General features: G+C 65.8%; 15 protein-coding genes and 1 tRNA gene. 9 read left to right on the plus strand and 7 right to left on the minus strand.

What is annotated here, in order from left to right; all coding sequences use genetic code 11:
- Positions 1-8: 8 nt before the first annotated feature.
- The gene (locus tag ACZY08_RS20970; RefSeq protein ID WP_463746519.1) at positions 9-653 is read right to left on the minus strand and encodes a response regulator transcription factor; all 645 of its coding nucleotides are present in this window, start codon (positions 651-653) and stop codon (positions 9-11) included.
- Positions 641-1,951, minus strand: coding sequence for a sensor histidine kinase (locus ACZY08_RS20975; protein WP_463746520.1), 1,311 nt, complete (start codon positions 1,949-1,951; stop codon positions 641-643). The genes ACZY08_RS20970 and ACZY08_RS20975 overlap by 13 nt, the downstream gene beginning before the upstream one ends.
- Before the next feature lie 147 nt (positions 1,952-2,098).
- Here ACZY08_RS20975 and ACZY08_RS20980 point away from each other — a divergent pair, with 147 nt between their 5' ends.
- Complete coding sequence (locus tag ACZY08_RS20980) at positions 2,099-2,524, plus strand: DoxX family protein (protein WP_463746521.1); 426 nt, start codon at positions 2,099-2,101, stop codon at positions 2,522-2,524.
- Between the two features lie 3 nt (positions 2,525-2,527).
- Here the strand turns inward: ACZY08_RS20980 and ACZY08_RS20985 are convergent, their stop codons facing one another.
- Positions 2,528-2,950, minus strand: coding sequence for a VOC family protein (locus tag ACZY08_RS20985; protein WP_463746522.1), 423 nt, complete (start codon positions 2,948-2,950; stop codon positions 2,528-2,530).
- A gap of 42 nt (positions 2,951-2,992) precedes the next feature.
- On the opposite strand from ACZY08_RS20985, the gene ACZY08_RS20990 reads away from it, so the two are divergent.
- The 6 genes from ACZY08_RS20990 to ACZY08_RS21015 all read left to right on the plus strand — a co-directional run bounded on the left by ACZY08_RS20990 (position 2,993) and on the right by ACZY08_RS21015 (position 8,747).
- The gene (locus ACZY08_RS20990) at positions 2,993-3,874 is read left to right on the plus strand and encodes an LLM class flavin-dependent oxidoreductase (protein WP_463746594.1); all 882 of its coding nucleotides are present in this window, start codon (positions 2,993-2,995) and stop codon (positions 3,872-3,874) included.
- A 382-nt stretch (positions 3,875-4,256) separates the two neighbouring features.
- The gene (locus tag ACZY08_RS20995) at positions 4,257-4,628 is read left to right on the plus strand and encodes a hypothetical protein (RefSeq protein WP_463746523.1); all 372 of its coding nucleotides are present in this window, start codon (positions 4,257-4,259) and stop codon (positions 4,626-4,628) included.
- A gap of 109 nt (positions 4,629-4,737) precedes the next feature.
- Positions 4,738-6,093, plus strand: coding sequence for an LLM class flavin-dependent oxidoreductase (locus tag ACZY08_RS21000; protein ID WP_463746524.1), 1,356 nt, complete (start codon positions 4,738-4,740; stop codon positions 6,091-6,093).
- Positions 6,094-6,106: 13 nt separating this feature from the next.
- Positions 6,107-7,165 carry an ABC transporter substrate-binding protein gene (locus ACZY08_RS21005; protein WP_463746525.1) on the plus strand — a complete coding sequence of 353 codons (1,059 nt, stop codon included), beginning with the start codon at positions 6,107-6,109 and terminating at the stop codon, positions 7,163-7,165.
- On the plus strand, positions 7,162-8,043 hold the full coding sequence (locus ACZY08_RS21010; RefSeq protein WP_463746526.1) for an ABC transporter permease: 882 nt from the start codon (positions 7,162-7,164) through the stop codon (positions 8,041-8,043). The genes ACZY08_RS21005 and ACZY08_RS21010 overlap by 4 nt, the downstream gene beginning before the upstream one ends.
- The gene (locus ACZY08_RS21015) at positions 8,019-8,747 is read left to right on the plus strand and encodes an ABC transporter ATP-binding protein (RefSeq protein WP_463746527.1); all 729 of its coding nucleotides are present in this window, start codon (positions 8,019-8,021) and stop codon (positions 8,745-8,747) included. The genes ACZY08_RS21010 and ACZY08_RS21015 overlap by 25 nt, the downstream gene beginning before the upstream one ends.
- 69 nt (positions 8,748-8,816) lie before the next feature.
- Here the strand turns inward: ACZY08_RS21015 and ACZY08_RS21020 are convergent, their stop codons facing one another.
- From ACZY08_RS21020 to ACZY08_RS21030, 3 genes are all read right to left on the minus strand, one after another.
- Positions 8,817-9,161 carry a hypothetical protein gene (locus ACZY08_RS21020; RefSeq protein ID WP_463746528.1) on the minus strand — a complete coding sequence of 115 codons (345 nt, stop codon included), beginning with the start codon at positions 9,159-9,161 and terminating at the stop codon, positions 8,817-8,819.
- Positions 9,162-9,357: 196 nt separating this feature from the next.
- Positions 9,358-10,029 carry a GntR family transcriptional regulator gene (locus ACZY08_RS21025; protein WP_463746529.1) on the minus strand — a complete coding sequence of 224 codons (672 nt, stop codon included), beginning with the start codon at positions 10,027-10,029 and terminating at the stop codon, positions 9,358-9,360.
- Between the two features lie 3 nt (positions 10,030-10,032).
- Complete coding sequence (locus tag ACZY08_RS21030; RefSeq protein WP_463746530.1) at positions 10,033-11,190, minus strand: acyl-CoA dehydrogenase family protein; 1,158 nt, start codon at positions 11,188-11,190, stop codon at positions 10,033-10,035.
- A 118-nt stretch (positions 11,191-11,308) separates the two neighbouring features.
- On the opposite strand from ACZY08_RS21030, the gene ACZY08_RS21035 reads away from it, so the two are divergent.
- Positions 11,309-11,722 (plus strand): YybH family protein, encoded by a 414-nt coding sequence (locus tag ACZY08_RS21035; RefSeq protein WP_463746531.1) that lies wholly within the window; start codon positions 11,309-11,311, stop codon positions 11,720-11,722.
- Positions 11,723-11,756: 34 nt separating this feature from the next.
- Here ACZY08_RS21035 and ACZY08_RS21040 read toward each other — a convergent pair.
- Positions 11,757-11,829, minus strand: a tRNA-Arg gene (locus ACZY08_RS21040).
- Between the two features lie 105 nt (positions 11,830-11,934).
- Between ACZY08_RS21040 and argS the strand changes: the two genes are divergently transcribed.
- Positions 11,935-13,584 (plus strand): arginine--tRNA ligase, encoded by a 1,650-nt coding sequence (argS, locus tag ACZY08_RS21045; RefSeq protein WP_463746532.1) that lies wholly within the window; start codon positions 11,935-11,937, stop codon positions 13,582-13,584.
- The last annotated feature ends 4 nt before the right edge of the window (positions 13,585-13,588 follow it).

Here is a 13,588-nt window from a genome sequence, read left to right on the forward strand (position 1 = left end):
TGTTCGGTCTAGGTCTCGAGGTAACGCAGCACCGCGAGCACGCGGCGGTTCTCGCTCTCGTCGGGAGCGAGGTCGAATTTCGTGAAGATCGAGGCGATGTGTTTCTCGGCCGAGCCGACCGAGATGTGCAATGCGGCGGCAATCGCCGAGTTCGTCCTGCCCTCTGCCATGAGTTGCAGGACGTCGCGCTCGCGCGGCGTCAGCTGGTCCAGGACACTGTGTCGGGCCGAACGGACCAGGATTTGTGACACCACCTCTGGATCGAGCACCGTGCCGCCGCCACCCACCACCTCGACGGCGTCGAGAAATGCCGGTACGTCGGCAACCCGGTCCTTCAGCAGGTACCCGAATCCTCTTGTGTCCGAAGCGATCAGATCGGCCGCGTAACGCTCCTCGACGTAGTGCGAGAGCACCAGCACAGGCGACTCGGGATTCTGGCTGCGCAGCAGGGCCGCAGCCCGGATACCCTCGTCGGTGAACGTCGGCGGCATCCGGACATCGAGGATGGCCAGGTCGGGGTGGTATTCGTTGACGAGTCGCAGCAGGTTGGTGGCGTCGGGCACCCCGGCCACCACCTCGTGCCCGGCGTCGGCCAGGATCCGCTCGATACCGGCCCGCAGCAGCGCCGAGTCCTCGGCGATCACGATGCGCATGGCAGCACCGCCGTCACGATCGTCGGACCCGTGGTGGGACTGGACACCGCGAAGGATCCGCCGGCGGCACGTACGCGTTCGTCCAGTCCGCGCAGGCCGGTGGCATTTTCGCCGGCGTCGACGACGGCGCCGCCTTGACCGTCGTCGAACACCGACACGTGCAGCACGTTGGCGCTGTCGTCGAGGCGCACGGTGACCACCGCCGCCGATGCGTTGGCGTGTTTGGCGATGTTGGTCAACGCCTCGGCCACCACGAAGTAGGCGACCGATTCGACTTCATCGGACAGCCTTCGGGGTAGATCGATGTGCAATGTGGTTGGTACCCCAGAGGTTTCGGCACGTTGCACCACCGAGGACAGTGCTGCGTCCAGACCTCGGTCCGACAGGATCGTCGGCGCGATGCCGCGCACCACGTTGCGCAGTTCGACGAGTGCGGCCTTGGCGTCGTCGTGAGCCTCGGCGATCAGCGCCTTGGCGGCGGGCGGGTCCGAATCCAGCTTTGTCTGCGCCAGGCCGATCGTCATGGCCAGGGACACCAGGCGGGGCTGCACGCTGTCGTGCAGGTCCCGCTCGATGCGGTGCCTTTCGGTCTGTGCCGAGGACACCGCACCTTGCCGGGCATCGGCCAGCGCGTTCACCTGATATTCCAGGGCCGCGGTGGGTGACGGCGACAGCAGCCATCGGTCGATCGCGGCATCCACGGCCGGGGCGAGCACCAGGATGGCTACCGCGGCGATGACGGCGACGATCGCCAGCAGCCACGCGATCGGTGGGGAGAGGAAAACCAGACCGGCATCGTTGTCGCTGTGGCGGATGGCGTCGGCGGCGGCCGGGCCCAGGAAGGCGAAGGACAGCAGAGCGAAGGCGAGGCCGGTGGCGAGCATGTCATAGGTCATCCGCAGGTAGTGGTGGCAGACGCCCTTCCAGAATCGGGTACTGCTGACGTCCAGCCACAGCTGATGCGCCCAGCCCTGGAAGCCCGTATGCGGTGAGAGTCGGCGGGGTGGGATACCGATTCCGAAACCGAACACGGCTTCACTGCGGGTCCGCTCGAGCCGTTCCACCCCGCGCATCAGGTAGATGAACACCACCCCGGCGAGCAGGAATCCGATCACCGACGGAATCGATGAGACCCCGATGACCATGATGGACAACGGAATCCAGAACCAGACGAGCGCGACGGCGGCACCGGTGATCATCGACGCGGTCGGCACGACACCGATGTTGCGCGATTTCGAAACGGGCCCGGACGCGGACGGGACAGGTGCGGGCAGGGCGGTTTCGCTGATTGCGACCATGCCTCCAACCTACGAAGTTGTGCGGCCCGGCGACACAGCGTTTTCCCCAGAGCCGGCTGGGGGATAACCACCCCTGTTCTCCGGCGATGAGTTTGGCCGGGTGGTCCGGTCTACCCGCTGTCACCCCTGAGACCCGAGGAGCAAACCATGGCCGTTCTGTCTACTCCCGACACCCATGCCCAAGGCCCTGCCGACAAGTCGCTGAGCCGGAAGATCGGAATAGGGATCAGCGGGCTCGTCGGCGCCTTTCTCGTGTTCGACGCATTCGGCAAGTTCACACTTCCCCAGCAGGTCAAGGACGGAACTGCTGCTCTCGGTTTTCCCAGTGGACAAGCTCTCGTGATGGGAATCGTCCTGGCGGCGTGCGTCATTGTCTATGCCGTCCCGCGCACGGCGGTGCTGGGCGCGCTTGGCATCACGGCCTACCTCGGCGGCGCGGTCACCGCCAACATGCGGGTCGAGGCACCGTTGTTCAGCCACACGCTGTTCGCGGTCTACCTCGGCGTGCTGATGTGGATCGGACTGGTGCTCCGATGCCCCGAGTTGCTCAGGGTCGCCGGGCTGCGGCGCTGAAGCCTACTTGGGTGCGGTGAGCTCCAACGCGATGTTGTCCGGGTCGCGGAACTCCAGGATGTAGGAGGGGCCGATGTCCTTGACGGGTTCGTGCGCGATAGCCAGATCATCGAGGTGTAGCGCGGCATCGTTCAGTTCCGCGAGGCTCCTCAGCCGGAAGGCCAGATGGTCCAGCCCCGTTCGATTCTCGTCGAACGCATCGCGCCCTACCGGGCGCAGGCCGATCAGCGTTGCTCCGGCGTCGTAGATCACCCCGCCGGACAGAAAACTCAGCCGAGCTCGGGTGGCGACGTCGGCGTCCTGGGGCAGCTCGATGAGGACCGGCCAGCCGAAAACGCTCTCATAGAACTGCCGGGACCTTTCGATATCGGTGACTGTGAGCCGCACATGTGCGACCGAGGACGTGGTGATGGCCATGGGGTTCATGCTGCCACCCGGACGTGACAGAATCCGTGCGTGCGCGTGGGTATGACGATGCCGGTCATGGAACCTCAGTTGGATGCGACGACGCTGCGTTCCTGGGCGCGTGTCATCGACGAAGGCCCGTTCTCGTCGCTGTGCTGGGGTGAGCGCATCGCCTTCGACAATCCCGACAGCCTGACGCTGCTGGGCGCATTGGCGGCGTGGACCGACCGGGTGCGGCTGGTCACCACGGTGGTGGTGCCGCAGCTGCACGATCCGGTGATGCTGGCCAAAGGCCTGGCCACCGGCGATCTGCTCAGCGGCGGGCGGTTGACCGTGGGCATCGGTGTCGGCGGCCGTCACGAGGACTATCACGCGGTCGGCGCCGACCCGGAGTCCCAGACCCGGCGGGGCATGGCCGAGCGGGTCGCGGTGATGAAGCGGGTGTGGGCCGGGGAGAAGGTGACCGAATCGGTGCTCCCGGTCGGGCCGCCACCGGTTCAGAGCGGTGGGCCACCCCTGCAGATCGGCTCCATCGGGCCCAAGACCATCCGGGATGCCGCGGTCTGGGCGGACGGCGTGGCCGGCACAACACTGGATCTGGATCTGGCTCGCCAGGCCGAGTTGTTCGACGTCGCCCGGACCGCGTGGGCGGCGGCCGGTAAACCCAAGCCGCACCTGGCCACCTCGTTCTGGTTCGCGATCGGTAAGCCCGAGGAGGCCCGCGCCCAGGTGCACCGGCACCTGCGCCGGTACATGAACTGGATCCCGGCCGAGTACGTCGACGCCATGGCTCCCATGACCGGGTGGGCCGGTACCGAAGAGGAACTGATCGAGGTGCTCGGCAAGTTCGAGGGCATCGGCACCGACGAGGTGCACCTGATCCCGACCAGTTCCGATATCGACCAGCTGCGCCGGGTGGCCGAGGTGGCCAAAGCCTTCGCCTGAGTTCTTCCGTCGCGGCTGTTTCAGCAAACCGTGAGCAAGATCATTCGGAGGCGTGCCACGTGGTCTGGGTCTCGAAAGTGCATGGAGCTTCCCGGTGCTGCCGGCCTCGAGCAGTGCTGTGGGCGCCACCCTGAAACTTCGGGAAATACATGGTGAATACGCTTGCCCAGCAGTAGTTCACCTGTCGGTTACCTGCTGTTCGATTTCGGTGGCCCGTGTGCCGGGGTGTGACGGGCCGCAGCTGACGGACTCCCGGGGTTCGGTCAGCTACAGCAAACCATCTCGGGCGCCTGACATGGCGCGGCGTTCGCGGGGTTCTGGGACTAGCGTGTCAAATTGGCGTCGCCGTCGGGCGGCGGCGGATACGACAGTTGGGGAACTCATGATCCAGAAGAGCTTGATCGCCACGGCCTTGGCAGCGGGGGCCGTCGGTGCCGCCGTGACGCTGTCCGCACCGGCTTCGGCCGACTCCAAGGGCAACAGCACCGTCGGGTGCTCGCCGTGTGATCGCGTGTCCTCGTCGGTCACCGATGCCGTCACCGACGCCGCCAAGAGTGCGCTCACCGGCGGGGTCGACCTGCCGGAGAGCCCCATCGTCGACAAATGGACGAAGTTCCCCGGTGACACGGCTGAAAAGTGGGGCGGTTTCCCGGGTAAGACGGCCGAGAAGTGGGCGACCTTCCCCGGTAAGACGGCCGAGAAGTGGGGCGGCTTCCCGGGCAAGGTTCTGAAGAAGTGGACCGGCCTGGGCTGATGTGCGGCGGGGTTAGCTGAAATTTCGCTGATCCTAACTGTTCTCGCAGCGCAGCCCGCCCCCTGAAATAGACGCAGCCCGGTTCGGAAGACCAAAGGAGCTCGTCGCCATGGCTGCGCCCGTACGGCAGTTGCACCTCAACGCATTTCTGCGCAATATCGGCCAGCACGAAGCGGCCTGGCGCCTTCCCGAGACCGATCTGGCGGGCATCACCGACATCGCCCACTACATCGAACTGGCCCGCATCGCCGAACGCGGAAAACTCGACGCGGTTTTCTTCGCCGACCATCCAGTGCTCAAGGACCAGACCGAGTTTCGCCCGTTCGATGCCCTGGACCCGGTCACCCTGGTCGCCGCGCTCGCCGGGGCCACCACGCGTGTCGGACTGATCGCGACGGCGTCCACCACCTACAACGACCCGTACGGCCTGGCGCGGCGATTTGCCACGCTGGACCATGTGAGCCGCGGCCGGGCCGGCTGGAACGTCGTGACGACGGCGAACGCGTCGGCCGCGGCCAACTTCGGGGTGCCGAGTCACCCCGACCCCGCGGAGCGGTACCGGCGTGCCGACGAGTTTCTTCAGGTTGCGTTGAAGTTGTGGGACAGCTGGGACGACGACGCGATCGTCGGCGACAAGGTGGCGCCGCGCTTCGTGGATCCGGCCAAGATCCATGCCATCAACCATTCCGGGGCATACTTCGACGTGGCCGGGCCGCTGGAAGTGCCGCGCTCTCCGCAGGGGCACCCGGTGCTGTTCCAGGCCGGATCATCCGAGCCCGGTAAGGATCTCGCCGCCAGGTACGCCGAGGCCATCTTCACCGCACAGCCCACGCTGGAAGAGGCCCGCGACTTCTACCGAGATGTCAAGGCGCGCGTCCGCCGCCATGGTCGCAACCCCGACCAGGTGCACGTCCTGCCCGGCTTGTCGGCGATCATCGGCAGCACCGAAGCCGAGGCGCACCAGCGTCAGCGCGATTTCGAGGATCTCACCGTGCCTGATTACGGGCTGGATCAACTCAGCGCCATCGTCGGCTTCGCGGTGACCAAGGACGATCTCGAACGGAAACTGAGCTTCCCGTCCGAGGACCCGGGCGACACGTTCATCAAGAGCCGGCTCGCTCTGGTGAAGCGTCTGGTCGAAACCGAGAACCTCACCGTCCGTGAACTGCTGCTGCGGCTCAGCAGCGGACGCGGGCACCGGCTGTTCGCCGGCACACCCGAGCAGGTTGCCGACACCATCGAGGAATGGTTCGCCACCGGTGCGGCCGACGGATTCAACCTCATCCCGCCCGCGTTGCCGTCGTCACTGGCCGATTTCGTCGACCATGTGGTCCCAGAGTTGCAGCGCCGCGGCATCTTCCGCGAGGAGTACACCGGCACCACACTCCGTGATCACCTCGGTTTGGACCGGCCCGCCAACCGATTCAGTACCGACACGGATGCGGCCGTGTCGGCGGCGAGCTGACAAGGAATCCGATATGCGTAATCCCTTGACCCGTGTGACTCGGGTGATTCTGGCCGCCGGCCTCGTCGCGAGCGTGGTAGCCGCCTGCCAGTCGTCCGGATCCGGTGCTTCGGGTGCCGGCGGCCTGTCGGCCGACGCACCGATTCCGGTGGCGGTTCCGAAGGGCACCAGCCTGGTGGTGGCTGACGACGCGAACCGGCTCAAGACACTGTTCAAACTCTCGGGTGAGCAGGACCGGCTCGGCGCCGATGTCACCTACGCCAACTTCAGCAGCGGGCCGCTGCGCCTGGAGGCAATCCGTTCCGGCAATGCGCAATTGGGTCGGGTCGGCGACGTGCCGCCTATCCTCGCGCAGTATTCGGACGCTGGGGTGCCGATCGTCGGAGCGGTGAAGTACGACGGGAACGGGCTGGTGTTGGCGACTTCACCGGGCTCTGGCATCGCATCGCTGAAAGACCTGGCCGGCAAGAAGATCGCGATCAACGAGGGCACGGCGCAGCAGGCGGTCGTGCTGCGCAATCTGAAGTCCGTCGGCCTGAGCATCAAGGACGTGCAGCCGATCAATCTGGGCCTGGCCGAGTTCGCCGACGGCCTGCGTGCCGACCAGGTCAATGCCGCGGTGCTCAAGCAACCGGACCGCGTCCGCTACCTCGCCTCCACCAAGGGGGAGGGGAGCATCGAAATCCCCAATGCTCCCGGCGCCTATCCCGGTCTGTACTACGTGTACGCCAGCCGGGAAGCACTGTCCGATCCGGCCCGCGCCGCGGCCATCCGCGAGTTCGTCATCGCGTGGTACCGCGCCGAGCAGTGGCTCAACGACAACAAGCAGACCTGGATCGACGAGTACCTGATCAAGGATCAGAAGGTCAGTCCGGAGGATGCCAAGGCCATCGCGGCAGCCGACGGACGCTCCTCGGTGCCGGGATTCACCGATGGGCTGATCAACACCCAGCAGGAGACCATCGACCTGCTCCAGCAAGCCGGCGCGTTTCCCGGGAAAGAGCTGCACGCCAAGGACGAATTCGATTCCCGCTTCGCCCATCTCAACGCGACGACGGCGGGCAACCAGTGACCACCGTCCAGGCGGCCCCCGGTTCGACGGTGAGGTCAGAGCCGAATGCGGCCGAGCGCCATGACTATCCGCACCTGGAGCACCGATCGGGAACGCAGCGGCGGCGCCGGTTGGGGCCAGGTCGGGCGATCCCCGCGTCGCTGGCGATCGGACCGCTACTGCTGCTGGCGATCTGGATCGCCACCTCGCAACTCGGCATCCTTGATCCTCGCACCCTGCCGCCGCCGCTGGACATCCTGCGCACCGCCGGCGAGATGTGGTCGGACGGCCGGTTGCCGGCGAACATCCTGGCTTCCCTGAAACTGGCGTCGATCTCGCTGGCCATCGGAGTGACACTCGGCTTGGCACTTTCGCTGATCTCCGGGCTCAGCCGGATCGGGGAGGCCATCGTCGACGGGCCGGTCCAGGTCAAACGGGCGGTGCCGACCCTGGCCATCATCCCGCTGGCGATCATCTGGTTCGGCATCGGTGACACCATGAAGATCATCATCATCGCCACCAGTGTGTTGATCCCCGTCTACATCAACACCACCGCCCAGCTCAAGGGCGTCGACCTGCGTCACGTGGAATTGGCCGAAACCGTTGGGCTGTCGCGCAGTCAGTTCATCCGCAAGGTGGCGATCCCGGGTGCGCTGCCCGGGTTCTTCACCGGACTGCGGCTCGCGGTAACCATCTCGTGGACCGCGCTCGTGGTCGTCGAACAGGTCAATGCGACCAGTGGCATCGGCTATCTGATGACCCAGGCCCGGCTGTACGGGCAGCTGGACGTTGTGGTGGTCGGACTGTTGGTCTACGCGGTGTTCGGGCTCACCGGGGATTATGCGGTTCGGGCCGTCGAAAGGAGAGCCTTGTCGTGGCGGCGCGCACTGGGAACCTGACCGAAGAAGTTGCCGTTGTCCGGCAACTGAGCCGATCATTCGGCGGCACAACGATTCTCGATGCTGTTGACCTGACGATCCGTAAGGGTGAATTCGTGGCCCTGCTGGGACGCAGCGGCTCCGGTAAGAGCACGCTGCTGCGTGCACTGGCCGGCCTCGACCACGGCGTTGCCGGCGCCGGGGACCTGTTCGTCGCCCGCGACGTGTCGGTGGTGTTCCAGGATTCCCGGCTGCTGCCGTGGTCGCGGGTGCTCGACAACGTCGCGCTCGGTTTGTCGGGCCACGAGATCAGACACCGGGCGAGTTCGGTGCTCGCCGATGTCGGCTTGGCCGGGCGCGAGCAGGCCTGGCCGTACGAGCTGTCCGGTGGTGAGCAGCAACGCGTGGCACTGGCCCGGTCACTGGTGCGCAATCCCGCGCTGCTGTTGGCCGACGAGCCCTTCGGCGCTCTCGACGCCCTCACCCGGGTTCGCATGCACCATCTGCTCAAAGAGCTGTGCGCGAAGTACGAACCCGGGGTGCTGCTGGTGACCCACGATGTCGACGAGGCCGTGACCCTGGCCGACCGCGTGCTCGTGCTCGACGGCGGATCCTTTGTCGTCGATCGCGATCTCGATTTTCAGACGCCCGACGCACGCACCTACCGCAACCCCGAGTTTGTCGCACATCGCGAGGCACTGCTCACCGCACTCGGAGTGGGGTAGGAGCCGAAACAGATCAGTGGTGACCCGCTGTAAACGGATCACCACTGATGTGAGGCGGTGTTCGGAGGCTTACTCCTCCTCGTCGCCGCCACCGGACCATTTGTCCTGAAGGTTCTTGGGGAAGTCGCTCCACTTCTTGGCGACGTCGCCGGGGGCGTTGGCCCACTTATCGGCGGCGCTGGCGGGGAAGTTGCTCCACTTACCGGTGATGCTGCCCGGGAAGGTAGCCCACTTGTTCGCCTGAATCTCGGTGGCGCAGGACCACTTCTCACCGCTGGTGGGCGCGTAGCCGTCCTCGCTGTTGATCTTGTCGACGATGTCGGAGCAGTTCGGTGCGGCCGCGGCCGGCGCGGCGAGTGCGAGTCCGGCACCCAAGGCTGCGGCGGCCACCGCCGCTGCGACGAGCTTCTGCATGCTGTTGTCCCCCCGATGGAATGCTGAAACGTTGCGGCAACTGTATACCTTTGGGGCAGTTTGCCAAAGGCTTTTGTTCAGCTGCTTCGGCGACCGGTTCCGCAGTCTGTTCACAGCAGGCAGGGCCCTCGAAACTGGCGTGTCGATGGATTCAAACTTTCGTTTGCCAAAACCGCACTGTCGGGTGAAGTGATGATCAGGCGGAGGCGTCGTTCTGCGACAGGTGTTCGGCCAGCAGTGCACCGGCGTTACGGATGTGTTGGGCCATTGCGGCCCGGGCATTCTCGGGGTCGCCTGCCCGCAGATGCTCGATGATGGCGCGGTGATCTTGGGCGGACGCCTCGGGCCACCCGTCCACCGCGGCGAAGAACTTGCGGGGCGCGTACGCCAGTGTCGTCTTGATCAGCCAGCGCATCTTGCGTGATCCGCTCAGCCGGTAGATCAGGGCGTGGAACTGATGGTTGAGCCGTTCCTCTTCGTCGAAATCCTTGGCAGCAGCGGCACGTTCGAGCGCATCCTGGATCCGTTCGAGCTCGTCGACCGTCTCCGGCGTGATTGTCGTGGCGGTGCGGGCGGCAAGTTCCCCGCCCAGCAGCGCCTGGGCGTCGTAGATGTCGCGGATGTCGTCGCTCGACAGGGCGGTGACCATGAAGCCACGTCGAGGCTCGACGGACAGGAATCCTTCGGTCTGAAGTTGCAGCAGCCCCTCGCGCGCCGGGGTGGCACTGACCCCGAGCTCGTCGGCGACCGCCTCCGGACGGATGAACTCTCCCGAATGCAGTTGCCCCGAAACGATGAGCTCGCGCACGTGGGCCGAGACGACGTCGGACAACCGCATGGGCGTACGTCTCTTCGCGTTCGCGGTCATGCCTCAGATGTCGATTCCGCCGCGCTTGACCAACTGCTTCGCGATCACGCCGCGCTGGATCTCGTTGGTTCCCTCACCGACGATCATCAACGGCGCATCCCGAAAATAGCGTTCGACGTCGTACTCGGTGGAGTAGCCGTAGCCGCCGTGGATCCGCACCGCGTTCAGCGCGATCTCCATCGCGGTCTCGGAGGCGAACAACTTGGCCATGCCGGCCTCCATATCGCACCGCCCGCCCGCGTCGATCCGCTCCGCCGCGTCGAGCAACAGGCTGCGTGCGGCGTACAGCTTGGTGCCCATGTCGGCCAGCATGTTGCCCACGGATTGGTGCTGCCAGATCGGCACCCCGAAGCTCTCCCGGTCCTGGGCGTACTGCAGTGCGTCGTCGAAGGCGGCACGGGCGACGCCGGTTGCCCTGGCCGCGACCTGGATCCGGCCGACCTCGAGCCCCTTCATCATCTGTGCGAAGCCACGTCCCTCGACGCCGCCCAGTAGTGCATCCGAATCCACCTGGCAGTCAACGAAATTGATCTCGCAGCTCTCGACGCCCTTGTAGCCGAGCTTCGGCAGGTCCTTGGACACCGTGAAACCAGGGACCTTCTCCACCAACAGGATCGACACACCCTTGTGGGCGGGGGAGGCAGCCGGATCGGTTTTGCACATCAGCGCGACCAGTCCGGCCTTGCGTGCGTTGCTGATCCAGGTCTTCGACCCGTTGATCACATAGCCGGATGCGTCCTTCGTCGCGACCGTCCGCATGGCCTGCAAGTCGGAGCCGCCACCGGGTTCGGTCAGGGCCATCGTCGCGCGGAGTTCCCCGCTGGCCATGCGAGGCAGGTAGCGCTGCTTCTGCTCCTCGGTGCCGAACTGCAGCAGCAGCTTGGCCACCACGGTGTGCCCGCCCATCGCGCCGGCCAGGCTCATCCAGCCGCGGGCGAGTTCCTCGGTGACCTGGGCGTAGCAGGGCATCGAAACAGCGGCGAAGCCATACGGTTCCGGGATGGCAAGGCCGAAGATGCCCATCTGCTTCATCGCCTCGATGAGGTCTTCGGGGTAGGTGTTGGCGTGTTCGAGTTCACGGACGACGGGGCGCACCTGCTTGTCGACGAAGTCGCGGACGGTTTCGACGATGGCCTGCTCTTCGGCGGACAAGGTGAACAATGTGGCATCCTTCCTCAAATTCTATAGAAAATATTCTATAGAGCTCTTGTTCCGACGCGGCCGCGGACGGTGGGGCCTAGCGTTCCTGAAGTAGCAACCACCGCAAGGAGGACCTGCGATGCCTCTACCAAATGAACCGATGGCGGCGGTCGGCGAGTACATCGATGCGTTCAATCGGGGTGACGTGGATGCGTTGGCAGCGGCATGCGCAGATCCGATGCAGATTCTCGACGGAATGGCTCCGCATGTATGGCAGGGGTCGACGGCCAGTCAGGAATGGTGGCGTGACGTCCTTGCTGAAGGTGAGCATGTCGGTGCGTCGGGCTATTACGTAACGCTCGGCGAGCCTCGGCACGTCGATGTCAACGGGGACTGCGGCTACGTCGTCGTCCCGACGACGATGACATTCGACCTCAAGGGCCAACAGATCGTGCAGAACGGGGGAGTATTCACGGTCGCCCTCCGCAACGGTGACGACGGTTGGCGACTGACAGCGTGGGCGTGGTCGAAGGGCAGTAATAGCCCCGCGTGACCCGTTTACCCAGGTAGAGCCGGATTTTGAAGAGTGCCCCCGGCAGGATTCGAACCTGCGGCCTTCTGCTCCGGAGGCAGACGCTCTATCCCCTGAGCTACGGGGGCGCGGGCTGGAGATCAGCTGCGCCGATTGGGCTTGGATAGCGTAGCGCATGGGGGAGCGAATACGGATTCGGGGCGCGGGGACCCCAGACCATAGGATGGACCCTCGTGACCCCCGCTGACCTTGCTGAGCTGCTCAAGGCCACTGCCGCCGCGGTGCTGGCCGAACACGACCTGGACACCGCCGCGCTGCCCGACACCGTCACGGTCGAGCGTCCGCGCAACCTCGAGCACGGCGATTACGCGACCAACCTCGCGCTGCAGCTCGGTAAGAAGGTCGGCGTCAACCCCCGCGAGTTGGCGGGCTGGCTGGCCACCGCCCTGGCCGCGGCCGATGGCATCGCCGCCGCCGACGTCGCCGGGCCCGGCTTCGTCAACCTGCGGATCGAAGCCTCCGCGCAGGGTGTCATCGTCACGAACGTGCTGACCGCGGCCGCCGGATACGGCAACTCCACCGAGCTGAACGAGAAGGTCAATCTGGAGTTCGTCTCGGCCAACCCGACCGGACCCATCCACATCGGCGGCACTCGTTGGGCCGCAGTGGGCGACGCGCTGGGCCGGCTGCTGACAACTCAAGGTGCCGACGTCACCCGCGAGTACTACTTCAACGACCACGGCGCACAGATCGACCGGTTCGCCCGCTCGTTGGTCGCCGCGGCCAAGGGGGAGCCGGCCCCGGAAGACGGCTACGCCGGCGCCTACATCAACGACATCGCCGCCTCCGTGCTGGCCAAGCGTCCCGATGTGATGGGCCTACCCGCCGACGAGCAGCAGGAGACGTTCCGCGCGATCGGCGTGGACCTGATGTTCACCCACATCAAGGAATCGCTGCACGAGTTCGGCACCGACTTCGACGTGTTCACCCACGAGGATTCGATGCACACCTCCGGCCGCGTCGAGCAGGCCATCGCCAAGCTGCGCGAGACCGGCAACATCTACGAGAAGGACGGCGCAACCTGGTTGCGCACCACCGAATTCGGCGACGACAAGGACCGTGTCGTCATCAAGAGCGACGGCAACGCGGCCTACATCGCCGGCGATCTGGCCTACTACCTGGACAAGCGTCAGCGCGGATTCGACCTGTGCATCTACATGCTCGGCGCCGACCACCACGGCTACATCGCGCGACTGAAGGCCGCTGCCGCGGCGCTGGGCGACAACCCGGACACCGTCGAGGTGCTGATCGGCCAGATGGTCAATCTGGTCCGCGACGGCCAGCCGGTGCGCATGAGCAAGCGCGCCGGCACCGTCATCACCCTCGACGATCTGGTCGAGGCCATCGGCGTCGACGCCTCCCGGTACTCGCTGATCCGCTCGTCGGTGGATACCCCGATCGACATCGATCTGGCGCTGTGGTCCAGTGCGTCCAGCGAAAACCCGGTCTACTACGTGCAATACGCGCACGCGCGGCTGTCGGCGCTGGCCCGTAACGCCGCCGATCTGGGGGTCACCGCGGATACCGCCCACCTGGATCTGCTGACCCACGACAAAGAGGGCATCCTGATCCGCAACCTCGGCGAGTTCCCCCGGGTGCTCAAGACTGCTGCCGAACTGCGTGAACCACACCGCGTGTGCCGCTACCTGGAGGACCTGGCCGGCGACTACCACCGGTTCTACGACGCCTGCCGTGTGCTGCCGCAGGGCGATGAGGACCCGGGCGATCTGAACGCGGCCCGGCTGGCGTTGTGCGAGGCCACCCGCCAGGTGATCGCCAACGGTCTGGGCATCCTCGGTGTGACCGCCCCGGAGCGGATGTGAACGC

It is taken from the genome of Mycobacterium sp. IDUB_9 (assembly GCF_055419505.1).

Excerpts from the sequence above, each read along its gene's own strand:
- ACZY08_RS20970 (WP_463746519.1), bottom strand. The coding sequence starts at position 653 with ATGCGCATCGTGATCGCCGAGGACTCGGCGCTGCTGCGGGCCGGTATC.
- ACZY08_RS20975 (WP_463746520.1), bottom strand. The coding sequence starts at position 1,951 with ATGGTCGCAATCAGCGAAACCGCCCTGCCCGCACCTGTCCCGTCCGCG.
- ACZY08_RS20980 (WP_463746521.1), top strand. The coding sequence starts at position 2,099 with ATGGCCGTTCTGTCTACTCCCGACACCCATGCCCAAGGCCCTGCCGAC.
- ACZY08_RS20985 (WP_463746522.1), bottom strand. The coding sequence starts at position 2,950 with ATGAACCCCATGGCCATCACCACGTCCTCGGTCGCACATGTGCGGCTC.
- ACZY08_RS20990 (WP_463746594.1), top strand. The coding sequence starts at position 2,993 with ATGACGATGCCGGTCATGGAACCTCAGTTGGATGCGACGACGCTGCGT.
- ACZY08_RS20995 (WP_463746523.1), top strand. The coding sequence starts at position 4,257 with ATGATCCAGAAGAGCTTGATCGCCACGGCCTTGGCAGCGGGGGCCGTC.
- ACZY08_RS21000 (WP_463746524.1), top strand. The coding sequence starts at position 4,738 with ATGGCTGCGCCCGTACGGCAGTTGCACCTCAACGCATTTCTGCGCAAT.
- ACZY08_RS21005 (WP_463746525.1), top strand. The coding sequence starts at position 6,107 with ATGCGTAATCCCTTGACCCGTGTGACTCGGGTGATTCTGGCCGCCGGC.
- ACZY08_RS21020 (WP_463746528.1), bottom strand. The coding sequence starts at position 9,161 with ATGCAGAAGCTCGTCGCAGCGGCGGTGGCCGCCGCAGCCTTGGGTGCC.
- ACZY08_RS21025 (WP_463746529.1), bottom strand. The coding sequence starts at position 10,029 with ATGACCGCGAACGCGAAGAGACGTACGCCCATGCGGTTGTCCGACGTC.
- ACZY08_RS21035 (WP_463746531.1), top strand. The coding sequence starts at position 11,309 with ATGCCTCTACCAAATGAACCGATGGCGGCGGTCGGCGAGTACATCGAT.